The organism is Vibrio sp. 3-2(1) (assembly GCF_963887575.1).
In the GTDB taxonomy this organism is placed as follows: domain Bacteria; phylum Pseudomonadota; class Gammaproteobacteria; order Enterobacterales; family Vibrionaceae; genus Vibrio; species Vibrio anguillarum.
Window position 1 is genome coordinate 247,859 of record NZ_CAWPGB010000033.1, and the last position, 23,722, is coordinate 271,580.

Annotated in this window: 21 protein-coding genes and 1 riboswitch; of the genes, 10 read left to right on the forward strand and 11 right to left on the reverse strand. The window is 43.6% G+C overall.

The window, feature by feature from the left end:
• Window positions 1-148: 148 nt before the first annotated feature.
• Window positions 149-2,374, forward strand: coding sequence for an NADP-dependent isocitrate dehydrogenase (locus AACQ79_RS12180; protein ID WP_170899157.1), 2,226 nt, complete (start codon window positions 149-151; stop codon window positions 2,372-2,374).
• 79 nt (window positions 2,375-2,453) lie between these two features.
• Here AACQ79_RS12180 and cspD read toward each other — a convergent pair whose 3' ends face one another.
• Window positions 2,454-2,675: a cold shock domain-containing protein CspD gene (gene cspD / locus AACQ79_RS12185; RefSeq protein ID WP_013857087.1), complete on the reverse strand. Its 222-nt coding sequence runs from the start codon at window positions 2,673-2,675 to the stop codon at window positions 2,454-2,456.
• A 473-nt stretch (window positions 2,676-3,148) separates the two neighbouring features.
• On the opposite strand from cspD, the gene clpS reads away from it, so the two are divergent.
• Both clpS and clpA read left to right on the forward strand, forming a co-directional pair.
• Window positions 3,149-3,469 (forward strand): ATP-dependent Clp protease adapter ClpS, encoded by a 321-nt coding sequence (gene clpS / locus AACQ79_RS12190; protein WP_010319243.1) that lies wholly within the window; start codon window positions 3,149-3,151, stop codon window positions 3,467-3,469.
• A gap of 42 nt (window positions 3,470-3,511) precedes the next feature.
• Window positions 3,512-5,782, forward strand: coding sequence for an ATP-dependent Clp protease ATP-binding subunit ClpA (gene clpA, locus AACQ79_RS12195; protein WP_013857086.1), 2,271 nt, complete (start codon window positions 3,512-3,514; stop codon window positions 5,780-5,782).
• 142 nt (window positions 5,783-5,924) lie between these two features.
• On the opposite strand, the gene infA is transcribed toward clpA, so the two are convergent.
• From infA to aat, 3 genes are all read right to left on the reverse strand, one after another.
• Window positions 5,925-6,143, reverse strand: coding sequence for a translation initiation factor IF-1 (infA, locus tag AACQ79_RS12200; RefSeq protein ID WP_006075347.1), 219 nt, complete (start codon window positions 6,141-6,143; stop codon window positions 5,925-5,927).
• 81 nt (window positions 6,144-6,224) lie between these two features.
• A complete protein-coding gene (locus AACQ79_RS12205; protein WP_013857085.1) occupies window positions 6,225-6,923 on the reverse strand; it encodes an arginyltransferase in 699 nt (232 codons plus the stop codon).
• 2 nt (window positions 6,924-6,925) lie between these two features.
• On the reverse strand, window positions 6,926-7,642 hold the full coding sequence (aat, locus tag AACQ79_RS12210) for a leucyl/phenylalanyl-tRNA--protein transferase (protein WP_094163491.1): 717 nt from the start codon (window positions 7,640-7,642) through the stop codon (window positions 6,926-6,928).
• A 205-nt stretch (window positions 7,643-7,847) separates the two neighbouring features.
• Here aat and aroA point away from each other — a divergent pair, with 205 nt between their 5' ends.
• Complete coding sequence (gene aroA / locus AACQ79_RS12215; RefSeq protein ID WP_029189739.1) at window positions 7,848-9,128, forward strand: 3-phosphoshikimate 1-carboxyvinyltransferase; 1,281 nt, start codon at window positions 7,848-7,850, stop codon at window positions 9,126-9,128.
• A gap of 60 nt (window positions 9,129-9,188) precedes the next feature.
• Here the strand turns inward: aroA and AACQ79_RS12220 are convergent, their stop codons facing one another.
• Entirely contained in the window at window positions 9,189-9,440 is a 252-nt protein-coding gene (locus AACQ79_RS12220; RefSeq protein ID WP_013857082.1) for a YciN family protein, read from the reverse strand.
• A gap of 520 nt (window positions 9,441-9,960) precedes the next feature.
• Between AACQ79_RS12220 and topA the strand changes: the two genes are divergently transcribed.
• The 4 genes from topA to AACQ79_RS12240 all read left to right on the forward strand — a co-directional run bounded on the left by topA (window position 9,961) and on the right by AACQ79_RS12240 (window position 16,857).
• A complete protein-coding gene (topA, locus tag AACQ79_RS12225) occupies window positions 9,961-12,591 on the forward strand; it encodes a type I DNA topoisomerase (protein WP_094165742.1) in 2,631 nt (876 codons plus the stop codon).
• Window positions 12,592-13,249: 658 nt separating this feature from the next.
• Window positions 13,250-14,467 (forward strand): glucose-1-phosphate adenylyltransferase, encoded by a 1,218-nt coding sequence (glgC, locus tag AACQ79_RS12230; RefSeq protein ID WP_017043916.1) that lies wholly within the window; start codon window positions 13,250-13,252, stop codon window positions 14,465-14,467.
• Between the two features lies 1 nt (window position 14,468).
• Complete coding sequence (gene glgA, locus AACQ79_RS12235) at window positions 14,469-15,923, forward strand: glycogen synthase GlgA (protein WP_013857077.1); 1,455 nt, start codon at window positions 14,469-14,471, stop codon at window positions 15,921-15,923.
• Between the two features lie 133 nt (window positions 15,924-16,056).
• A complete protein-coding gene (locus AACQ79_RS12240; RefSeq protein WP_013857076.1) occupies window positions 16,057-16,857 on the forward strand; it encodes an alpha/beta fold hydrolase in 801 nt (266 codons plus the stop codon).
• On the opposite strand, the gene AACQ79_RS12245 is transcribed toward AACQ79_RS12240, so the two are convergent.
• The 5 genes from AACQ79_RS12245 to torD all read right to left on the reverse strand — a co-directional run bounded on the left by AACQ79_RS12245 (window position 16,854) and on the right by torD (window position 20,883).
• Window positions 16,854-17,171: a putative signal transducing protein gene (locus AACQ79_RS12245; protein ID WP_017044655.1), complete on the reverse strand. Its 318-nt coding sequence runs from the start codon at window positions 17,169-17,171 to the stop codon at window positions 16,854-16,856. The two genes, AACQ79_RS12240 and AACQ79_RS12245, sit on opposite strands and share 4 nt — an antisense overlap.
• 8 nt (window positions 17,172-17,179) lie before the next feature.
• The gene (locus AACQ79_RS12250; RefSeq protein WP_170899158.1) at window positions 17,180-17,860 is read right to left on the reverse strand and encodes a TVP38/TMEM64 family protein; all 681 of its coding nucleotides are present in this window, start codon (window positions 17,858-17,860) and stop codon (window positions 17,180-17,182) included.
• Window positions 17,861-18,009: 149 nt separating this feature from the next.
• The gene (locus tag AACQ79_RS12255) at window positions 18,010-18,597 is read right to left on the reverse strand and encodes a TfoX/Sxy family DNA transformation protein (RefSeq protein ID WP_013857073.1); all 588 of its coding nucleotides are present in this window, start codon (window positions 18,595-18,597) and stop codon (window positions 18,010-18,012) included.
• A 114-nt stretch (window positions 18,598-18,711) separates the two neighbouring features.
• A riboswitch (cyclic di-GMP riboswitch) is annotated at window positions 18,712-18,797 on the reverse strand.
• Between the two features lie 161 nt (window positions 18,798-18,958).
• Window positions 18,959-19,966, reverse strand: a complete 1,008-nt coding sequence (gene purR / locus AACQ79_RS12260) for an HTH-type transcriptional repressor PurR (RefSeq protein ID WP_026028025.1) — start codon at window positions 19,964-19,966, stop codon at window positions 18,959-18,961.
• Window positions 19,967-20,238: 272 nt separating this feature from the next.
• Window positions 20,239-20,883 carry a molecular chaperone TorD gene (torD, locus tag AACQ79_RS12265; RefSeq protein ID WP_017044658.1) on the reverse strand — a complete coding sequence of 215 codons (645 nt, stop codon included), beginning with the start codon at window positions 20,881-20,883 and terminating at the stop codon, window positions 20,239-20,241.
• Between the two features lie 287 nt (window positions 20,884-21,170).
• Here torD and torR point away from each other — a divergent pair, with 287 nt between their 5' ends.
• Complete coding sequence (torR, locus tag AACQ79_RS12270; RefSeq protein WP_013857070.1) at window positions 21,171-21,884, forward strand: two-component system response regulator TorR; 714 nt, start codon at window positions 21,171-21,173, stop codon at window positions 21,882-21,884.
• Window positions 21,885-22,016: 132 nt separating this feature from the next.
• On the opposite strand, the gene elyC is transcribed toward torR, so the two are convergent.
• The gene (gene elyC, locus AACQ79_RS12275; RefSeq protein WP_013857069.1) at window positions 22,017-22,841 is read right to left on the reverse strand and encodes an envelope biogenesis factor ElyC; all 825 of its coding nucleotides are present in this window, start codon (window positions 22,839-22,841) and stop codon (window positions 22,017-22,019) included.
• Between the two features lie 88 nt (window positions 22,842-22,929).
• Here elyC and cmoM point away from each other — a divergent pair, with 88 nt between their 5' ends.
• The gene (gene cmoM / locus AACQ79_RS12280) at window positions 22,930-23,721 is read left to right on the forward strand and encodes a tRNA uridine 5-oxyacetic acid(34) methyltransferase CmoM (RefSeq protein ID WP_017044660.1); all 792 of its coding nucleotides are present in this window, start codon (window positions 22,930-22,932) and stop codon (window positions 23,719-23,721) included.
• The last annotated feature ends 1 nt before the right edge of the window (window position 23,722 follow it).

Consider the following 23,722-nt stretch of genomic DNA (forward strand, 5'->3'; position numbering starts at 1 on the left):
CGGATAACGCTCAACGACATTCGATTCAGTTTTTGAAAGAGTGACGCTATCGTGTTCAAGTCGCGAGGATGCTAACCCACTTGACACGGACAATCACACAGCGCTGTTTCATCCAATGGTGCTGCTAGAACAAATAGGGAAATTTTTCATGCCTACAGAAAAACCTACAATTATTTATACCATCACAGATGAAGCACCAGCACTGGCCACTTATTCTTTATTGCCGATTATCCAATCCTTTACCGCCTCGTCAGGCATTAGCGTTGAAACCCGCGATATTTCACTGGCTGCGCGTATCCTTGCCAGCTTCCCAGAACATTTAAAAGAAAATCAACGTGTAAGTGATGCGCTTGCCGAATTAGGTGAACTGGCGACCAAACCAGAAGCGAATATTATTAAACTGCCTAACGTTTCTGCATCGGTCCCACAATTGAAAGCCGCGATTAAAGAGTTGCAGGAAAAAGGTTACGACCTACCAAATTATCCTGAAGAACCAAGTACCTACGAAGAAGAAGCGATTAAAGCGACTTACGATAAAATCAAAGGCAGTGCGGTTAACCCAGTGTTGCGTGAAGGAAACTCCGATCGCCGCGCACCATTATCAGTCAAGAATTATGCGAAGAAAAACCCACATTCAATGGGCGCATGGTCACCGCAATCCCGTTCACATGTTGCCAGCATGCAAGACAAAGATTTCTATGGAACAGAAAAGTCAGTCACCATTGAAGGTGACACTAAGGTCAAAATTGAGTTTGTCGGCCATGATGGCTCGACTAAAGTCTTAAAGAAAGAGTTTGCGCTGCTTGATAAAGAAATTATCGATGCTTCAGTTTTAAGCAAAAAAGCGTTAGTTGAGTTTTTCGAGCAACAAATCGCAGCAGCGAAACAGCAAGATGTGCTGCTTTCCTTGCACATGAAAGCAACCATGATGAAAGTGTCTGACCCAGTCATTTTCGGCCATGCCGTTAAAGTGTACTACAAAGACGTATTTGCGAAGTATGGCGCGTTGTTTGACTCATTAGGTGTTGATGTCAACAATGGCCTAGGCGATGTTTACGCGAAAATTCAAGCATTGCCACAAGCACAAAAAGAAGAAATTGAAGCCGCGATTCAAGCGGTTTATAACACGCAACCACCGCTTGCTATGGTCGATTCTGACCGAGGTATTACTAACCTACATGTCCCGAGCGATATCATTGTTGATGCGTCAATGCCAGCAATGCTGCGCGCTTCTGGTCAAATGTGGGGGCCAGATGGCAAGCAACAAGACACCAAAGCACTGATCCCAGATCGCTGCTACGCTTGCGTTTATCAAGCGGTGATTGATTTTTGTAAAAAGCACGGTGCATTTGATCCCACCACGATGGGCAGTGTGCCAAACGTGGGCCTTATGGCGCAAAAAGCTGAAGAATATGGATCGCACGATAAAACCTTTATCCTCGATGCAGCGGGTTCGGTACGTGTTGTGGATACCTCCGGCAAAGTATTGCTAGAGCAAGCTGTTGAAGCTGGTGATATTTTCCGCATGTGCCAAGTGAAAGATGCACCGATCCAAGACTGGGTGAAACTTGCCGTGACTCGTGCCAGAGCTACTGGTGTTCCTGCGATTTTCTGGTTAGACGATCAGCGTGCGCATGACCGTGAATTGATCAAAAAAGTCAACGTCTACCTTGCTGATCATGATACGGCTGGCTTAGATATTCAGATCCTATCACCCGTTGAAGCGACTCTGTTCACACTTGAGCGTCTCAAAGCGGGTAAAGATACCATCTCAGTTACGGGTAACGTACTGCGTGATTACCTCACGGATCTATTCCCCATTCTTGAGCTCGGTACTTCGGCTAAAATGTTGTCGATTGTTCCCTTGATGAATGGCGGTGGCTTGTTTGAAACAGGTGCTGGTGGCTCTGCGCCAAAACACGTTCAGCAGGTTGAGAAAGAAAACCACTTGCGTTGGGATTCGTTAGGCGAATTTTTGGCGCTGGCGGCGTCTTTGGAACATTTGAGTGTTGTCACTGGAAATGCGAAAGCGAAAGTACTAGCCGATGCGCTTGATAAAGCCACAGGTAAGTTCCTTGATCTCAATAAATCACCATCGCGCAGAGTTGGTGAGCTTGATAACCGTGGCAGTCACTACTATCTTGCAACCTATTGGGCTGAGGCCTTAGCAGAGCAGACGGCGGATGCTGATTTAGCGGCGGAATTCGCACCGATTGCGAAGCAGCTACAAGAAAATGAACAGGTTATCGTCTCTGAGCTGAATCAGGCACAAGGTACTCCGGGTGATTTGGGTGGTTACTATGCGCCAGTGTTTGAAAAAGCATCAGCACTAATGCGTCCAAGCCAAACCTTGAACGCGATCATTGGCGCTTAACCTTCAGTTATTCACCTCTAAGCAATAAAAAAACCCGCCAGTTCGGCGGGTTTTTCATCAAATACACGTTTGGCAGCGATTATTTTGCAAGTTGACCTTCGATTGGAACAACAGCGCTAGCGTGATAACCTTTCGGCCCCTGTTCAATCTCGTAGGAAACTTGTTGGCCCGCTTTGAGTGTGCGGTAGCCTTCCATTTGAATGGTTGAATAGTGAGCAAAAATATCGGTATCCTCACCTTCTGGACAAATAAACCCAAATCCTTTGGCGTTGTTAAACCATTTTACTGTACCTGTAGCCATGCTTTACATCCCTCATTGCATTTTAGTTACTGATGTTGTTATCGAGAAACTTATCCTAAAAACGTTACCCGAATGTGAATATCAATTCAGCCGCTGCCAAATTTTTAGTCACTAATTGACCAATGTAGTCAATGATTCGGCGCAGTCAATAGGCAAAAGGTATGATACTCGACATATTTGCAAATAAATCACTTTTCAGGTTTACATTGTTGTAACGATTAAATAGGGCGTTAAGAATGAAATAGTTAAAGAAAGCAGTTGCTTTTGTTTTCTTTTTAATCAACTACGCCGTTGATAGTTCGGAATAGCAATGTTTTATTTGCAGCGATACAATTGCTGCATTAGTCTCTAAGTAAGGGTTGTTTTTCAACTGTGTCGGTAGCACTAATAACATTAATAGATTCCAACGACACAATGGTTACTGAGAGGCACACGGTTCCACTAGGTAGAGAAGCACTCTAAATACGGTCATCATGAGTAAACATTTTGAATGGGTGACTCCAGACTCAGATCTTCTGGAGAAAGAGAAGACAGCAATTAAACCACCAGCGATGTACAACGTAGTTCTCAATAACGATGACTACACGCCGATGGAGTTTGTGATTGAAATCCTTGAGCGATTTTTCTCGATGGATATCGACAAAGCAACACAGATAATGCTCAAGGTGCATTATGAAGGGAAAGCAATTTGTGGCACGTTCAGTGCTGAGATTGCAGAGACCAAAGTAGCTCAAGTTACTTTGTACTCAAGGGAAAATGAGCATCCACTGCTTTGTACTATGGAGCAAGCGTAGTCGCTTGCTGGAGCAACAAAGTGGTTCCTTAAGGAGGTACTTATGCTTAATAAAGAACTAGAGTCGAGTCTAAACGGCGCGTTCGCTCGAGCGCGAGACAAAAGACATGAATTCATGACCGTCGAGCACCTCCTACTTGCGTTATTAGAAAATGATGCAGCCAGAGAGGCCTTATTAGCCTGCCAAGCGGATTTGGATGCCTTACGCCAAGAGCTTGATATTTTTATTGATCAAACCACACCTCTTATTCCTGAAAGTGACGAAACACGTGAAACGCAACCTACATTGAGTTTTCAACGTGTGCTGCAACGTGCTGTATTTCATGTGCAATCCTCTGGCCGCAATGAAGTCACAGGGGCGAATGTACTGGTTGCAATCTTTAGTGAGCAGGAGTCACACGCGGCTTACCTACTGAAAAAAAATGACATCAGTCGCTTAGATATCGTCAACTACATTTCACACGGCATCACTAAAGCTTCCAGCGCAAGTGATAATTCAGCCTCTTCCGACTCTTTTAGCAGCGAATCAGCTGATGAAGTCAGTTCTGATGAACGTTTGGAAAGCTTTGCCAGCAACCTCAACCAATTGGCAAAGCAAGGGTTGATTGATCCGCTAATTGGGCGTGATAAAGAGCTAGAACGAACCATTCAAGTGTTGTGTCGTCGCCGTAAAAATAATCCGCTGTTAGTGGGAGAAGCGGGAGTCGGTAAAACGGCGATTGCGGAAGGGCTGGCGTGGCGTATTGTGGAAGGCCAAGTGCCTGAAATAATTCAAAATAGTGTTATTTATTCACTGGATATTGGCTCATTACTCGCTGGAACTAAGTATCGTGGCGATTTTGAAAAGCGTTTTAAAACCATTTTGAAACAGCTTGAAAAAGAGCAGGACGCGATTCTATTTATTGATGAAATTCATACCATCATCGGTGCGGGTGCCGCTTCTGGTGGTCAGGTGGATGCGGCTAACTTAATCAAACCTCTGCTTAGCAGCGGTAAATTGCGCTGCATCGGCTCAACGACTTATCAAGAGTACAACAACATCTTTGAAAAAGAGCGCGCGCTGGCTCGCCGTTTTCAAAAAATCGATGTGGTCGAGCCATCGTTGGATGACACCACTAAAATACTTATGGGCCTGAAAACAAAATACGAGGCGCACCATGATGTACGTTACACCAATAAAGCGTTACGTGCGGCCGTAGAGCTTTCTGCAAAATACATCAATGAACGTCATTTGCCTGATAAAGCGATTGATGTGATTGATGAAGCGGGAGCACGTTCAAGGTTGGCACCTGCAAGTCGTCGCAAGAAAACCGTTGGAGTGGCCGATATTGAAGCGATGGTTGCTAAAATGGCGCGTATTCCAGAAAAATCGGTCTCTTCTTCCGATAAAGACATTTTGCAGCACCTTGATAGAAAAATGAAAATGTTGGTATTTGGACAAGATGACGCTATCGATGTATTGAGTGAGGCGATCAAACTCTCACGCGCTGGCTTAGGTGCCGACAATAAACCGGTGGGCTCATTCTTGTTTGCAGGGCCAACAGGCGTGGGTAAAACAGAAGTGACAGTGCAGTTATCGAAGCTACTTGGCATTGAGCTGCTGCGTTTTGATATGTCTGAGTATGGTGAACGTCACTCGGTGAGTCGTTTAATTGGTGCTCCTCCTGGTTATGTTGGGTATGACCAAGGTGGCTTGCTAACAGATGCTGTGATTAAACATCCACATTCAGTGGTGCTACTTGATGAGATTGAGAAAGCGCACCCTGATATTTTTAACTTGTTACTTCAAGTCATGGATAACGGCACTTTAACGGATAACAATGGACGAAAAGCGGATTTCCGTAACATCATTTTGGTGATGACAACCAACGCAGGTGTTGCAGAGACAGTGAAAAAATCGATTGGTCTTATCCAACAAGACAATAGTTTTGATGCGATGTCAGAGATTAAGAAAGTATTCACACCCGAGTTTCGTAACCGTTTAGATAACATCATCTGGTTTAATCGTTTGGATGAGCGTGTAATCCATCAAGTGGTTGATAAGTTTATTGTTGAACTACAAGCTCAACTCGATGCGAGAGGTGTATCGTTAGAGGTTTCTGAGGATGCTCGTCATTGGCTTGCTGTGAAAGGCTACGATATTGAGATGGGCGCTCGTCCGATGGGCCGTGTGATTCAGGATAAGCTGAAAAAGCCATTAGCGAATGAGTTGTTGTTTGGCTCGTTGGTCGATGGTGGCACAGTGAAAGTGGATTTAGATGGTGAAGAGCTTAAGTTTAAGTACATTGGTTCTCGTGAAGAAGCGGTTCACTAATCGGTAATCCCGATGCTTATCACCTAATAACAAAAGCACGCTGAGGCGTGCTTTCTTCTATGCATTGCATTTAATCCAGTTCTATAAGTAACAAAAAACGGAGCATTTAGCTCCGTTTTTTGTTGCGTTCGAAAATCAGAGATTAACGAGCACGGAAGACGATGCGGCCTTTAGTTAGGTCGTATGGAGTCATCTCTACAGTTACTTTGTCACCAGTAAGAATACGAATGTAGTTCTTACGCATTTTACCAGAGATGTGAGCTGTTACTACGTGGCCGTTTTCTAGCTCAACACGGAACATTGTGTTTGGAAGAGTATCAAGGACAGTGCCTTGCATCTCAATTACGTCTTCTTTAGCCATTTAATCCTCTTTAGAAACTTGGCGATTTTTAACGGACGCATTCTGCCGCTAAAAGATAAATATGTAAAGTTGGGGCGTATTCTACCCTTGCCAACGTTGATTTACTAGCTTTTGATGGCGCTCAAAGCGTACTTTGTAGTTCATTGCTGGGCATTCATCAATTTGATAACCCAAATATAACCATTGTTTCTGTGTGGCTTGGCAATATTGCAGTTGAAATAAAACGCCAAGTGTCCCGAGTGACAGATCTGACTCTGGATCATAAAAGGTATAAAAGGCGCTGGCACTGTTTTGTAAAATATCCGTCACCGCAATCGCGACCAGTTGTCCGTTTTGATAAATATGCAGGTATTGAGTATCTAGCCAACGACAAGCGGAAAAGGTTTCAAACTCCTGCTCGTTGGGAGGGTACATGCTGCCCTCTTTATGTCGCGCTTCAATATAGCGGGCATAGAGTGCAAACCAACCCGAATCCATGGTCGGTTTCAGCTGCCACTGAAAAGCGTGTGCCTTTTTGAGTAATCGCTTTTGGCTGGTTGATAGCTTGACTTGGTCAACAAAAACACGCAATGCTTGGCAGGAGTTGCAATTGTCACAGTGAGGTTTGTAAATGGTATCCCCACTGCGTCGAAAACCATTTGCGAGTAGAATTTCATAATTCTCAGGCGATTGCATGGCGGAGTCTAAAGTCACAGCGACACGTTCTTGCCTATCTTTTAAATAGCTACAAGGGTGGTTATTGGTTAAACCGATGCGTATTTGCTGTAAATCTGAGCTCATGGTTATCCTTCATTAGGCAAGGTGATCCACTGGGGTGTAAAGCAGCGCTCATCGACAGAGCTATCTCTAAAAGATAGCAAGGATTTGAGAAAATCGTCGCGCTCTAATTCGAAAGCTCCCAATGATGCCAGATGCGGATTCATCACCTGACAATCAATCAACTGTCCACCGTGTGATTGAAAATGCTGGCAAAAATACCAAAGCGCAATTTTTGATGCATTGGCTTTGATACTAAACATCGACTCACCGCAAAACATTTGGCCCATTTGTATGCCATAGAGCCCGCCGATCAATTTATCTTCCTGCCACACCTCAACCGAATGACAAAGGCCAGAAGCCGCAAGGGCGAGGTAGGCGCTGCGCATCTCTTCATTTAGCCAAGTTTGATCTGCGGGTCTTACGTTGGCGCAACTTGTAATTACCTCTTTAGTTGCATGGTTAAGGCTTATTTTATATTGATGTTTTCGCTGGAATTTTTTAACGCTTTTAGCTGGAGAAAAAGTTTGTGGGTTAAACACAGCTCGTGGAGCGGGGCTCCACCAAAGAATAGGCTCTTGTGGGCCATACCAAGGAAAAATTCCGTGTCGATAAGCATTATAAATACGTTCTGGTTGTAAATCCCCACCAAACGCGAGCAGTCCATTTGGCTCTTCTAGCGCCTCATCAGCGGAAGGAAAAGAGAAATCATCAAGCGCAAGTTGAGGAAGGTAAATAGTCATGTTCGATCCGATCTGGGTTAACCATCAAGATAAGGCCACGGAATGAGGATAGTAGGGATTTTTCAATAGTTTGCCAATCATTACTATCAGGCCATATTTGTACTGGAGTTCGCTTTTATTTTTAGATAGGCTGCAAGTACGAAGAATTTTCATTTTCCCAGAGCAAACAGGAGCTCTTTGGAAGATGCAAGGAAACACAACTCGAATGGAAAGCCTCACGTTACAACCAATAAAAAAAATTAATGGGCAAGTCAATTTACCCGGTTCCAAAAGTGTCTCAAACCGAGCGCTACTGCTTGCCGCTCTGGCAAGTGGTACGACTAAGCTAACGAACTTGTTAGACAGTGACGACATTCGCCACATGCTCAACGCACTAGAAAAACTTGGTGTGGAGTATCGTTTGTCAGACGACAAAACGGTGTGTGAGATAAAAGGTTTGGGTCGGCCTTTTAGCATCGAGCAATCCGTTGAGCTGTTTTTAGGTAATGCAGGGACGGCAATGCGTCCACTTGCGGCAGCATTAGTTCTTGGACAGGGTGAATTCATTTTGACTGGTGAGCCGAGGATGAAAGAGCGTCCAATCGGTCATCTCGTTACGGCGTTACGTGAAGCGGGCGCTGATATTGAGTACCTTGAAAACGAAGACTTCCCGCCGTTAAAAATTACGGCAACCGGCCTTAAAGCTGGAACCGTGGCGATTGACGGTTCAATCTCGAGTCAATTTTTGACCGCCTTTTTAATGGCTGCGCCACTGTCTGATGGTGAAATGACGATCAACATCGTCGGTGACTTAGTCTCAAAGCCCTACATTGACATCACGTTACACATCATGGCGCAGTTTGGTGTAAAAGTGATCAACCATAACTACACTCAATTTGTGATCCCAGCTGGGCAATCGTATGTTTCTCCTGGGCAGTTTTTGGTGGAAGGAGATGCATCCTCTGCTTCTTACTTCCTCGCGGCGGCGGCTATCAAAGGTGGCGAAGTAAAAGTTACTGGTATTGGTAAAAACAGTATCCAAGGAGATATTCAATTTGCCGATGCGCTAGAAAAAATGGGCGCAGTCATCGAATGGGGGAATGATTATGTCATCGCTCGTCGTGGAGAGCTTAATGCGGTTGATCTCGATTTTAATCACATTCCTGATGCGGCTATGACCATTGCGACGACCGCATTATTTGCCAAAGGCACCACAGCCATTCGCAACGTATATAATTGGCGTGTTAAAGAAACCGATCGTTTAGCCGCAATGGCGACGGAGCTGCGTAAAGTGGGTGCAGAGGTTGAGGAAGGGGATGATTACATTATCATTACACCACCAACGTCATTACAGCATGCGGCAATCGACACTTATGACGATCATCGAATGGCGATGTGTTTTTCGCTGGTTGCACTGAGCGATACCGCAGTGACGATTAATGATCCTAAATGTACTTCGAAAACGTTTCCTGATTATTTTGAACAGCTTGCGCAACTAAGCCACTAGGCATTGAGCGTTTAAACCCAATAATGAAAAGCCTCGAATGAGGCTTTTTTTCATCAAGAATTACGATTGAACGAGAGTAAATTGCTTTGATAAATGCAAGGCAAGGTACTTGAACATGTTAAATACCGCAGTGGTATTAGGTGTTGGCAGCCCCTTGTCGTCTAAAAAGTAGTTGCCTTTAAAAACTAATACATCCTCTTTTTCTTCAACGCTATCGGCGCGCATGCCAACGATATAAGCGTCATGTTCTTGAATGATTTGGTTTGCAATAAGTAACAAATCAAATTCAGTAATAGATTGTTTTTCGCTCATCTTTTACGGTCCTATGAGTAGATGTGCGAGGATAGTGCCGTAAAAGGGTAGGTAATTTCAATGATTTCAAATAGAATTCGGCGCAAAATTCGATGGAGTGGATTCTCAAGCTTTGACCAAAGAGAGAAGTCACGTCTAAGCTTAGTCAAGAAAGCCGATTTTTTATGCAATGAGAATGTGTGACTTACGGCATATTTCATTGGATTTATTTCGCGAACTGATAATACTCACTTTAGTATGAGCGCCAAAGCACGTTTAGTAGAGTGCTGCAGCAATGAAAGTCAAGCTCACAAGCGCCACAGGACTCGATTTTAAACTTTTCAATTTAGGTTGGAAGGCTGGCGGAGAATAGGCCACTGAGCTCTGGTTGCATTTTGACCAATTATTGCGTGGTTGAATTTTATTTTTAAAAAACATGTTGATCTTCTTGTTAACTGGCTCGATAGTAAAAAAAGAAGCAATAATTTAGAACGTCATGCGATTTACTTTCGCGTAATGATTAAGGGCATTTGAGTCAATTATGGGTAAATCACTCGTTATAGTGGAATCGCCAGCCAAGGCTAAAACGATCAATAAATATCTTGGTAAAGATTTTATTGTTAAGTCGAGCGTAGGGCATGTTCGTGATCTTCCAACCGCAGGTCAAAGTACCGCTAAAAAAGCAACGCCTAGTTCTTCTTCAAAGAACCTTAGCGCTGAAGAGAAAGCACGCTTGAAAAGCGAGAAAGACCGCAGTTCGTTAATTAAGAAGATGGGCATCGACCCTTATCACGGCTGGGAAGCGAATTACCAAATTTTGCCGGGTAAAGAAAAAGTAGTGGCGGAATTGCAAAAGCTTGCTAAAGATGCCGACTGCATTTATCTCGCAACCGATTTGGACCGCGAAGGAGAGGCCATCGCTTGGCACCTTCGTGAGATCATCGGTGGCGATGAACAGCGATACAAACGAGTTGTATTTAACGAAATTACTAAAAATGCAATCCAACAAGCCTTCCAAACACCGGGTGAATTGAATATCGACGGTGTAAACGCCCAACAAGCACGTCGTTTCATGGACCGTGTGGTGGGTTTTATGGTCTCTCCATTACTTTGGAAAAAAGTGGCGCGTGGCCTGTCTGCGGGTCGCGTCCAATCGGTGGCGGTGAAATTACTTGTTGAGCGTGAGCGTGAAATTAACGCGTTTGTCCCTGAAGAGTTCTGGGATATCCATGCTGATACGAAAACGCAAGATAAAACGGATTTCCGTCTGTTGGTTGCGCAAAAAAATGATGTAGCGTTTAAGCCTGTCAACGAAGCGGAAGCTAAATCAGCGGTTTCGATTTTAGAAAAAGCTTCTTACGAAGTGTGTAAACGTGAAGACCGCCCAACCAGCAGTAAACCTTCCGCTCCTTTTATCACCTCGACGTTACAGCAAGCAGCCAGTACTCGCTTGGGTTACGGAGTTAAGAAAACGATGATGCTAGCTCAGCGCTTGTATGAGGCAGGTTACATCACTTATATGCGTACCGATTCAACCAACTTAAGTGCTGAAGCGGTCGAAGCGGTTCGCAGCTATATTGGTAGTGAGTTTGGACAAGCCTACTTACCTGAGAATCCGTTAGCTTATGGAAGTAAGCAGGGCGCTCAAGAAGCGCACGAAGCGATTCGTCCATCCAGTGTGGATGTTAAAGCCGATGATTTACAAGGTATGGAAGCGGATGCTCATAAGCTATACGCGCTAATCTGGAATCAGTTTGTTGCTTGCCAAATGACGCCAGCTCAATACGATTCGACCACTGTGAGCGTGAAAGCGGCAGAATTTACCCTTAAGGCGAAAGGTCGCATCCTTAAATTTGATGGTTGGACGCGAGTTCAACGGCCAATGGGTAAGAATGAAGACCAAATTTTACCTCCAGTGAAAGTGGGCGAAACGTTGTTATTGCAAACGTTAGATCCAAAACAACATTTCACTAAGCCACCGGCACGTTATACGGAAGCTGCGTTGGTAAAAGAGCTTGAAAAGCGTGGTATAGGCCGACCATCGACGTATGCTTCTATCATCTCTACCATTCAAGATCGCGGCTATGTGAAAGTGGATCAGCGACGTTTTTATGCTGAGAAAATGGGTGAAATCGTCACCGATCGTCTGGATGACAGCTTCAATGATTTGATGAACTATGACTTCACCGCGCGAATGGAAGAAAAGCTGGACCAAATTGCAGCAGGATCTGCAAATTGGAAAGGAGTTTTGGACGATTTCTTTAAAGATTTCACTGCAGATTTAGAAACGGCTGAACTGGATGAAGAACAAGGTGGTATGAAACCCAACCACATCGTGATGACCGACATTCAATGTCCGACATGTTCACGTCCAATGGGAATTCGTACAGCCTCTACAGGGGTGTTCCTCGGTTGTTCTGGTTATGCACTGCCACCTAAAGAGCGTTGTAAAACCACCATTAACCTAGGTGACGAAGAAGGCGTCATCAATGTCTTGGAAGAAGATGTTGAAACGGCTGCACTGCGCGCTAAAAAGCGTTGTCCTATCTGTGAAACGGCGATGGATGCGTACCTAATCGATGACACACGTAAAATGCATGTGTGCGGGAACAATCCGAACTGCGAAGGTTACGTTGTAGAATTCGGTGAGTTTAAAGTTAAAGGCTATGATGGCCCAGTTGTCGAGTGTGACAAGTGTGGGTCAAACATGGTACTGAAAAATGGCCGTTTTGGTAAGTACATGGATTGCACCAGCGATGACTGTAAAAATACGCGTAAGATCTTAAGAAGCGGCGAAGTTGCTCCACCAAAAGAAGATCCTATCCATTTCCCTGAATTGCCTTGTGAAAACTCGGATGCGTATTTTGTACTGCGTGATGGCGCTTCAGGCCTGTTTCTTGCGGCGAGCAATTTCCCGAAATCTCGCGAGACACGTGCGCCATTGGTTGAAGAATTGGCTCGTTTTAAAGAGCGCCTAGCACCAAAGTATCAATACTTAGCTGATGCGCCTGCACATGATCCTGATGGTGTGGCGGCGGTTGTACGCTTTAGTCGTAAGTCAAAAGAACACTATGTACGAACTGAGATAGAGGGTAAACCCTCAGGTTGGACGGCGTTGTTCGATAATGGGCGGTGGGAAATTACCGATAAGCGTAAAAACGCTAAAAAATAGCCTTTAATGTGATCAATGCGAAAAGGTAGCCTTCGGGCTACTTTTTTTTGGCTGGAGTTTGAGCAAGTTCAATTATTCATATAATTCATAGTGAATTTATCGCCAATATTTTGACATTTGTCGAGTAAGACAGTAATGATGAACTATCCACAAGCGATACGAGGTATTGTCGGATGTTAAGAACCATTCTCATAAAACTAATCTATTCTGTCAGCACCTTGCTATCAGCTCATGCTACTTAATAACTGAAATCAAAATATTTGGTTTAATTAATACTTATGTCTTTAACCTAGTAAACATAGCGTCATAAATTCGTTGTATTTTTAATAAAAAGAGAGTGTATATAAAATTAAGAATGCATCAATAAAGTGAATAAAAATGATTAGTTAATACATTGTTATGTTTATATGTTACACCGAGCTGTAAATGTGAGCTAGGTTAGGAGTTAGCAAACTAAAGGGTTCAGACAAGTCAGAACAGCGTATTTAAAATTGTATTATTTCTTTAATTCGATAACGTATAAACAACCGATTGCATTTAGGGTGGTGAGGGAGTTTCATACAGCCCACTGCAAGTGGTCAATAAGGATAGCATCCATACATCCCCTGTAAATTAAGGTATGGAATGCAAATATAAGAATGAAATAAGGAGAATTAAAATGGCTGGTGTTTTAGGAATGATCCTTGCTGGTGGCGAAGGCTCGCGCTTGATGCCTTTAACGGAATCTCGTAGTAAACCTGCAGTGCCATTTGGTGGCAGTTATCGTTTAATCGATTTTGCTTTGAATAATTTTGTAAACGCGGATTTGATGCGTATCTACGTGCTTACACAATTTAAATCACAATCGTTGTATTTACATATGAAGAAAGGCTGGAACCTTTCGGGCATCACTGATCGGTTTATCGATTCAATCCCCGCACAGATGCGTGATGGCAAGCGCTGGTACGAAGGTACTGCGGATGCTATCTACCAGAATATTCGTTTTATTGAACTCTCTACCCCCGACCAAGTATGTATTTTTGGCTCTGATCATATCTATAAAATGGATATCCGCCAGATGCTCGATTTCCATAAACGTGTAGACGCAAAACTGACCGTTTCTGCGCTGAGAATGCCGCTGAAAGAAGCGTCTCAGTTTGGTGTGATTGAAGTTGATGAAGCCGGAAAAATGGTCGGTTTTGAAGAAAAACCTTGCAACCCTAAAGCGATCCCTGGGCACCCAGACCTTGCACTTGTTTCTATGGGTAACTACATATTCGATACAGATAAACTCTGTGCAGAACTGCGTCGTGATGCTGAAGATAATCACTCCAGCCATGATTTTGGCAAAGATATTATTCCTAAACTTTTCCCGGAAGGAGAGGTTTATGTCTATGATTTTTCAACCAATAAAATCAAAGGCGAAAAAGACACAACTTACTGGCGTGATGTCGGTACGATTGAGGCCTACTGGGCAGCGCACATGGATCTATTAGAGCATGATGCCGATTTCTCGTTGTATAACCGTAGCTGGCCTCTCCACACTTATTATCCACCGTTGCCACCTGCAACCTTTGTTGATTCACACGATCGTAAAGTACAGATCACCGACAGCTTGATCTCCGGCGGAAGCTACATTCAAGGTGCGAAGATTTATAAATCGGTACTAGGTTACCGCAGTAACATTGGAGCCAACACTTTAGTGAGTGAATCCGTGATCCTCGGTGATGTTAAAATTGGTGAAGGATGTACAATTAAGCGTGCGATTATTGATAAAAATGTCGAAATAGCACCAGGTACTATCATTGGTGAAGATTTAGAACTCGATAGACAACGTTTCCATGTTTCTGATGAGGGCATCGTTGTTATCGCAAAAGGAACAAAAGTTGGATTCTAGAATGGAAAAAATCGATGTTTGGTTTACCGTTTCAGAAGCTCAAGGTTTGATCAAAAGTGGTGGTTTGGCCGATGTGGCTAAAGCACTGCCTAAAGCACTGCAAGAGTTAGGTCATCAGGTAGCTATTGTGCTACCTGCTTATCGTTCTATATTGGGCATTTCAGATGCTCCTGTTGTGCTAGAAACTGAGCTTACCCATTGGCCTCATACTTCATATCTGGTCCGTCAGATGGAGCTAGATGGAGTGGCCGTGTACTTAATTGAATGTGAACAATATTTTGGCCGAGCACAAATGTATGGCGAGAATAACCAAGCGTACGCTGATAATGGCGAGCGTTTTGGTTTCTTTTCAGCAGCTAGCCTAGATGTTTTACCTAAGCTCGGTAAAAAACCACAGATTATCCATGCAAATGATTGGCATACAGGGTTGGTTCCATTTTTGTTGAAAACGCGTTACCAGCATGACGCTTATTTTTCTGATATGAAAAGCGTATTGACCGTTCACAACGCGATTTTTAAAGGTATTTTTTCTTATCATCAATTAGAGATCATCCCAGAATTGAACTTATCTGGCATGGAATTTTTACGCTACGGACACGATCACGTCAGTATGCTAAGAGCAGGGATTGCCTTTGCTGATAAAATCAATGCCGTTAGCCCTAATTATGCTTCCGAGCTGCTAACACCGCTTGGCTCTCATGGGTTAGTAGATGATTTTGTTCACCGAGCTAGAGATTTGCACGGCATTGTTAATGGGTGTGATTATAGCGAGTGGGATCCACAAAACGATGAATTTCTTCCTCTTGGCTACTGTGATGAAGCTGAATCACTTCAAGCGGGCAAACGGGCGAGTAAGCGCATGTTGCAAGAGGAGCTGCAATTACCTCAGCGTGACTTGCCTTTGTTTGGGATGGTTTGTCGACTCACCCACCAAAAAGGTTTCCACTACATTTTACCTATACTAGAGTCGTTCTTACGCAATGATGCTCAGCTCATTATTGTTGGCACAGGAGAGCCTGAAGTTGCTGTTCAGCTACATAAAATGGCGGCGAAGCATGCTGATAAATTTGCGTTTGTTGAAGCTTATAGCAATCGTTTTGCACATTTGGTTGAAGCCGGTTCTGATTTCTTCTTAATGCCTTCAGAATTTGAAGCTTGCGGTTTGAATCAGATCTACAGCATGGCTTATGGCACGCTGCCCATCGTTCGTGAAGTTGGTGGTTTAAAAGACACCGTGCGTGATTATGATAAGTTTCCTGAAGAAGCGACCGGCTTTGGTTTTCATGATCCTTCTCCAGAAGCACTGCTTATTGCAATGCAGCGAGCGATGCTGTTTTATCTTCAACATCCCGAAACTATGTTGGAGGTTCAGCAGAGGGCGATGCGACAAAATTTTAGCTGGCAGGATTCAGCGAAAGAGTACATCAAGATGTATCATCTCGCGTTTCATGACTGATGTTTTTATAACAAGTAAGGCGCTTTGGCGCCTTACTTGTTTAGTCGAACGAGCCCGCATGATTTTTTGCTATTCAGCCCCCGTTTTGTGGTAGTCTTGCGTTTCTCAAATTGAAGCTGATTAACGGTTTTGTATGTCTCATAGCCTACTTTTCCATAAGACCTACCTGCATCCCACCAGTGATGAATGGGTTGTTTTTGTGCATGGTGCAGGTGGAAGTTCATCCATCTGGTTTAAGCAAATCAAAGCGTACCGTGAGCATTTCAACCTGTTATTAGTTGATTTACGAGGTCATGGCAAGTCAAACCAGCTGTTTAAAGAGTTGATGGCAAATCGTTACACGTTTAAATCCGTCACTCTTGATATTCTCAAAGTGCTCGATCATTTGAAAATTCAGTCTGCCCATTTTGTTGGAATGTCACTCGGCACCATTATTGTGCGTAATCTTGCTGAAATAGCGACTGGGCGAGTTTGCTCTATGGTTTTGGGCGGAGCGATAACCCGTTTGAATGTGCGCTCTCAAGTGCTCGTAAAGTTGGGTAATTTGAGTAAACACATCATTCCTTACATGTGGCTTTATCGTCTGTTTGCTTACATTGTGATGCCACAACGCAACCAAAAAGAGTCACGGCATCTTTTTATTCGAGAAGCGAAGAAGCTGTGCCAAAAAGAGTTTAAACGCTGGTTTATGCTGACTTCCGAAGTCAATCCTCTGATGAAATGCTTCAAAGAGAAAGAGCTACCCATTCCCACTCTTTATCTTATGGGAGAGAGAGACTATATGTTCATTCAACCCGTTAAAGACATGGTGGCAATGCATAGACAAAGTGTGTTATTAGAGATCCCAGATTGCGGCCACGTGTGCAATGTTGAACAATCTGAGATGTTTAACCGCCATTCAATTGAGTTCATCCGCCAGCATCAGACTCGTTAGTCTGAATCTAAACAACCGCAGTACCAGCAGGCTGCAAACTGCGGCCCATTTTCCTCGTTGCACTGTCCACAAACCCAGTTAGGTTCTTCGTTTATCTCTTCTATCTGATAGGTCAATAATTGTGCTTGAGCCTCGGCGATTTGAGTTTCATCCAACAGCCATATATAGGGCAAGGTTTCTTCTGAAAAAGGGAGCTCTCCACCTAAGCCGTATAAGTTATCGCCTCTCACTTCACAGCGAATATTGAATTGCTGTAAATACTGACAAACTATATATGCCTCTATCGGGTGGTTTGAAACACAAATTTTCATCATTATTCACTTCAGGCGGAAGTTGGTTTTTTGTTCAATCTGGCCATAATCCACTTGGTGAGAATAGGAAAAAGACCTAATAGAGCAAATGAAAGCAAAACCGAAGGAGATACAATGCCGGATAAGCTTTCAATTTCAGCTAGTTGAGTACCAGCATTCAGATAAACGGCAGTGCCGGGCAGCATACCGAGTTGGCTAATCAGGTAAAAGCGAGCGGTTGATATGGGTGTTAGGCCCATTAATAAATTAATCAAGAAAAAAGGGAGAACCGGAATTAAGCGCAGTGAGAATAGATAAAATGCCCCATCTTTTGCAACGCCTTGATTAATCGTTTGCAGCTTTTGACCAAATTTTGTTTGAATCCATTCACGCAGTAAGAAACGGCTACTCAAAAAGGCGATAGTTGCGCCTATGGTGCTGGCAAAGGAGACAAGCAGTAAGCTAGTCCAAAAACCAAACAGCGCAGCACCCAGTAACGTGACGACCGCCGCTCCTGGGATAGAGAAAGCCGTGAGCACAATATAGAGTGAGAAATAGATCAAAGCAGCGCTGATCACGTTTTGGCTAATGTATTCGTTTAATAGCATTTGCTGTGCTTTGGCATTATCTAACGTTAGATAGTGGCCAAAATTTACAATCAAAAAGACAATAAAGGCAAATAAAGCCAAGCCTAAGAGAAGTTTTTTATTCATGGTATTCCTCAAAACGACATATTTTACTAGATATAGTGAAGAAGACAGAGGAAGTCGAATTTATATTTCAAAACGGGATGAAAAAAAACGCTCGCATGGTGATACGAGCGTATTTGATTATTTAATCGAGATATTTATTTACTCGGAGGTTAAAGGCTTTTCGCTAATTCATCGCGTCGAGATTGTGGGATAACCGACCAATGCTTGCCTTCAATCGCACCTTCAAGGGCCCATAGCAATTCAAGACTGATTGAAGAAGAATGGGTTTGCTGAATCGCTTTATAGGCTTCCAAAGCCCCCTTTGTATGCAAATCCGTTACAGATTCTATTCCTGCTTTCTTAAGCATACGTTCGGTGGCGAGTCGAAGGTTCGGGAGATCTTTTAGGCGTTCTGGCTTCGTTTGGGCTTGAACTTCTCGTTCTTGTTTGGCGATTTCGAGTGCGACAGCAGCATCTCGTAAAATAAGCGAAGGGTTTTCCCAACAATTGTCAGGTAATGCGAAGTATTTTGTGACGACAGGGAACCCACGTTTTTTATAGATATAGGGCTCATAGCCTTGCTCTTTAAAGCGAGAGGTTGATAGATCGTCTGCGCGAATATGAAGTTTATCGTTTACGACCAAAGCAAACATGGTGTCATCGACAAAAATGCCGAAGCCGCCAAACATTGAACGGGACTTAACGCGTCCAAGTTGTTCGAAGAGTCGCATTGAATCTTTAAGTACTGGTTTATCCATGCTGTAAATTCTCGGTGTATGGGAAAAACGCCACCAAAATCAGGTCCGAGAGATTAGCAAACTTATGCAGAAAGAGTGTCAGTAAGGGGTAAACTTAACGTTTGCATATTTGCCATCGGCAACCCCGCTACCTACCGAATAGTCGGTTTAGGCCGGAGGCTTTGCGTCCCATCTTTTCAAATGGTTTGCCCTGTGCGTGACTTCTAATAGTAAGAATATATAAATTTTTGGATGAGCATCACGTTTATTTATTATTTGCGTGATGCTCATTCCAAATTTACTATTATTTAATACGGCGCTCTGTCTCGAATATGGGAAAATCCATAAAATTGACATTTGTCGCTTGCTTTAAATAATGACACTATTTCGTTATGTTTTTTACTGTGTTGCGTTCAACAATCTCGGGATGCATCTCAAACACACGACGTTCATGCTCTTTGTCTTTAATGCGTTCCAATAGGATTTCAAAGGCGTTTTTCCCTACTCGTCGTTTTGGCTGGTGAACCGTGGTTAACGGTGGCGAGAAATACTCAGCAAGTTCAATATTGTCATAACCAATAACAGACATGTCATCAGGAATACGGATGCCTTTTTGTTGCAAGCGACTCATTAAACCGAGAGCCATTGTATCGTTAAAGCAAAAAACAGCCGTTGGGCGCTTGTCCATGGCGGCGATCTTGTCGGCGGCGAGAACCGCAGTATCACACTCGAAGTTACCTTCCAAAATCCAATCTTCATGAACGGTTAGGCTTGCTTCGGCAAGAGCACGCTTAAACCCTTGAATACGCTCTTGGCACGCCGCTTTTTCGAAGTGTCCACTTAAGCAAGCAATGTCAGTATGGCCATGATCAATAAGGTATTTGGTGGCGAGATATCCGCCTTCCTCTGAGTTATCAATAATTTTATCGGCTTGAGAACTTTCAGGGCCCCAGTCCATGATAACTTTCGGAATGTCTGAATGACGATCAAGCATCTCAAGCAGTTCTTGGGTGAGGTCCGAGCACATGACCAACATACCATCGACACGTTTTTCCGCTAGCATGCGGATGTAGTCGCGTTGCTTCTCGTAAATACCGCCGGTATTGCACAAAATAAGTGTGTAGCCTTGGCGGTAGCAGTAACTTTCAACACCATCGATAACCTCAGAAAAAAATAAGTTTGTCGATTGGGTCACTAACATACCAATGGTACGGGTGGTGTTGCATTTTAAGCTGCGAGCGACTGCACTTGGTGCATAGTTAAGCTCTGATACCGCTTCCATCACTCGTTCTTGGGTTGCTTCAGCCACAAAGCGAGTTTTATTGATTACATGCGATACCGTGGTGGTTGATACGCCCGCTAAGCGTGCAACGTCTTTAATCGTAGCCATAAATTCTCTGTCCTGTCGATAACTGCTGAAAGTGATAGTCACGAAGAGCAATTCAGCGGTATTAGGCCTATCGGTGTTATATTGAAGCCTAAAAGTAGTAAAAACACAAAAACCGCCTCTAATCAGCGGTTGCATCTTAAATTCATTTTTTATCGTTTGCGGTCAAGATTCTAGTCCGCAAATGTCCATCAAGCAACGAAAAATCCACCGAATAAATCGGTCAACAGTCACAATTGACCGATTTAGTAATTGGTATTAACCAAGTTATCTTACTAGTTTGATAAATAGTCGCGGTCTAAGTGAAGAAACGCGACCAACAATTCGCTTGCGGCACCGTAAAAACCAAATTGATCAATTTGTTGGCAGCGAAGATGGAATTGTGGGATCCAAGAGAGCAAATGTTGTTCAATAAAATCACACTGCTGCGTAAAGGCTTGTTCAAGGTGTGTCTCTTGTTCAAGCTCATTTGAGCGAATGATCAAGTTACCTAAGAAATCCAGTTCAATCGCAATGTGGTCGGCGGGTTCGTTGAGTGTATCGTTGACTGCAATGTGATGGGCTGCCATCAAATCCGACATTGCTCTGGCTGGTTCGTCATTGAGCAACCCTGATTTTCCAATGTAAATTGAGGCATAGGGTAGCGCGGACTCCTTATTGGATTTTAAAAAAAGATCACAGAAATCGGCTGCGAGCTCAAGCTGTGCGTCTTCTTTGTCTTGCAATCGGTTCAGTGCATCAACTAATTTATCAATGGCAGGTTTAAGTGTCGCGTTTTCTGCTAATCCTGAAAGAAATGTGCGAATAGCGGGCGTATAGTATTGCTCTAATTCATGCTCCGAAAGTTCTTTCACAAATAAGCTCGAAAGCCACCAATAAATCTCGGCACGCTGTTCATTAAAAGCTTTGATGTCTTGCATGGTATTGGCTCTCCAAGGGGGTGGTTTTGCGAAAATCGTTTTTAAAAAGTAATTGATCTAAGTGTAACTAATAAAAATGAATAGCAGTCGCTAAGAAAATGAAAAAATATGAGTGATTTTTTCATTAAGTTAATGGATGTCTGGAAGGTTGTTTTGAATCAATAAACTCTCATCTTTCTTAATTTTAAAAGTGATACGACTAGAATTATGACTATTTATGAATAGAATGGCTTTGTACAGAATCTCGAGCCGAGGTTTGAACATTTCTATCGAGTAAAGTGGTGTAAATGAGCTATCACGTATTAGTAGTTGAAGATGATGCAGTCACTCGCAGCAAGCTAGCTGGATACTTTCAAAGCGAAGGTTATATGGTAACGCAAGCGGAAAGCGGTACTCAGATGAGAGATGCTTTGAAAAACAGCGCGATAGATCTGATTATGCTAGACATTAATTTACCCGGTGAAGATGGTTTAATGTTAACGCGTGAGCTACGCAGCCAATCTGATATTGGCATCATATTAGTGACAGGGCGCACGGATAGCATTGATAAGATTGTTGGTCTTGAAATGGGGGCCGATGATTACGTAACGAAACCTTTTGAATTGCGCGAGTTGCTGGTGAGAGTGAAAAACTTGCTGTGGCGGATCTCGACCGCAAAAAACAAACTGAACGAAGAGAGTGGTGTATCTCACAATGCGAATTTAGTGCGCTTTAGCGAGTGGACCTTTGATATCCAGCGCCGAGCGCTGAGCCGTAATGGTGAGCCCGTAAAACTGACCAAAGCGGAATATGAGCTATTAGTTGCCTTGTCGTCATATCCGAATCAAGTCCTTAGCCGTGAACGTATTTTAAATATGATCAGCCACCGTGTGGATGCACCTAACGATCGAACGATTGATGTACTGATTCGACGCATGAGGGCGAAGATGGAGTTTGATCCCAAGAATCCGCAAATCTTTGTGACTGTGCACGGTGAAGGTTATATGTTCGCTGGCGATTAGCTGAGTGGTCGTGTGTGTAAAATTGGCGTTGGGCCGTGCCTTTTTATTCCCATGATTTTTTGTAGCCGCAATTATCAAGAAAAACGGAGCACATAAGTGGCTCCGTTTTGGGTTGAATACAATTGCTAATTGCTAATTGCTATTGATGTCCAACTCTGTATCGCCATGCCCGGAGGCCCAATCACGTAAGTCTTGCCACAGCAGCCCTAACGTTTCATACCAGTAACGCTCGGTTTGTTCTAAATAACGCGCTCGAGGAGCGTATTTTTCCCAAGGTTGCTCAATATTCGTTTGCGCTAAGAAATTGGTTGGCGCAGGTATTGGGTCAATACCTGCAGAATTAAACTCTTTTAACGCTCTTTCCATATGACTGGCTGACGTTACCAAAACCAGCCTACGCTGTTGAACAAAGGCGGCGGCTTGTCGTGCTTCTTCCCAAGTATCTTTAGCTGTTTCTAGCAAAATAATATCGGATTTATTCACTCCAAGCGCGAGTGCCACCACGGCTAGCATGCGCGCATGGCTAAATTCCGACCCACCAGAGTAGCCTGATAAAATCAACTTTGAGCCGGGGTACATACGCATGACTCGTATGCCTTCGTTTAAGCGTACCAACGCAGTGCGGCTGAGTTCCGAGGTCGGCGGGATTTGGTCATCCACTACGTGGCCGCTACCTAAAACCATCACATAATCGATGGTGCCATCAACGGGGAGAAAAGCCGAGTATTGTCTTTCCAAAGGCATTAGCATGCGCGTTGCAAAGGGTTGGAAAGAGATAAGAAATATCCCCACTAAAGAGAAGAGGACAAACATACAGCCAGTCTTACGTCTGACGGTGAACATTATGAGCATTAATCCGACAAAACCGAGGATTAGCATTGCCGGAAGAGGCATTAATAATGAGGAAATAACTTTTTTCAGCTCAAACATATACAAAATAGTCCGAAAAAACACCACTTGATAATAAAAAGGAACAAAGCCCCTTTATTCCTGCCATTCCTATGACAGAATAGCAGCACGATTCGCTATCATAACTCAAGCCACTGTGACTGAAGACCGGAATTTCGACGATATTGCCCACAAATTTGCAAAAAACATATACGGCTCTGACAAAGGTGAAATTCGTCAAGTCATTGTTTGGCAAGATCTTGAGCAACTGCTCGCTTTGTTGAGCAACCACCCAAAACCTTTGCAAGTGCTTGATGCTGGCGGCGGTTTGGCACAAATGTCACAAAAAATAGCCAAGCTTGGACACCAAATCACGCTGTGTGATTTATCCTCGGAAATGCTCCAGCTAGCCGAACAAGAGATCCGCAAAAATGGTCTGCTTGAGCAGTATCGGTTGGTACATTCCCCCGTGCAATCCATCCAATCGCACCTCAGTGCGCCAGTGGATGTGTTGTTGTTTCACGCGGTGATGGAATGGTTAGCCGAGCCAAAACCCGCATTGCAGAATTTGTTAGAGCAAGTTAGGCCAGGTGGTATGGCATCAATCATGTTCTATAACCATCATGGCTTGGTGTACAAAAATGTTGTCTGTGGCAACATTCCCCATGTATTGGAGGGCATGCCGCATCGCAAGCGGTTTAAGCTCCAGCCTCAGCAAGGGCTAAAACCTGAAGAAGTGTATCAATGGATCGAAGAATCAGGATTTGAGATTTGTGGAAAATCGGGCATCCGATCATTCAGTGACTATATTGGGAATGTGAAAAATATGGGTGACTACCAATATGAAGATGTACTGGCACTCGAACAACAATTATGTAGACAAGAGCCGTACCTCTCACTAGGTCGATACATTCATGTATGGGCGAAAAAGAAAATAGAGCAGGAATAAC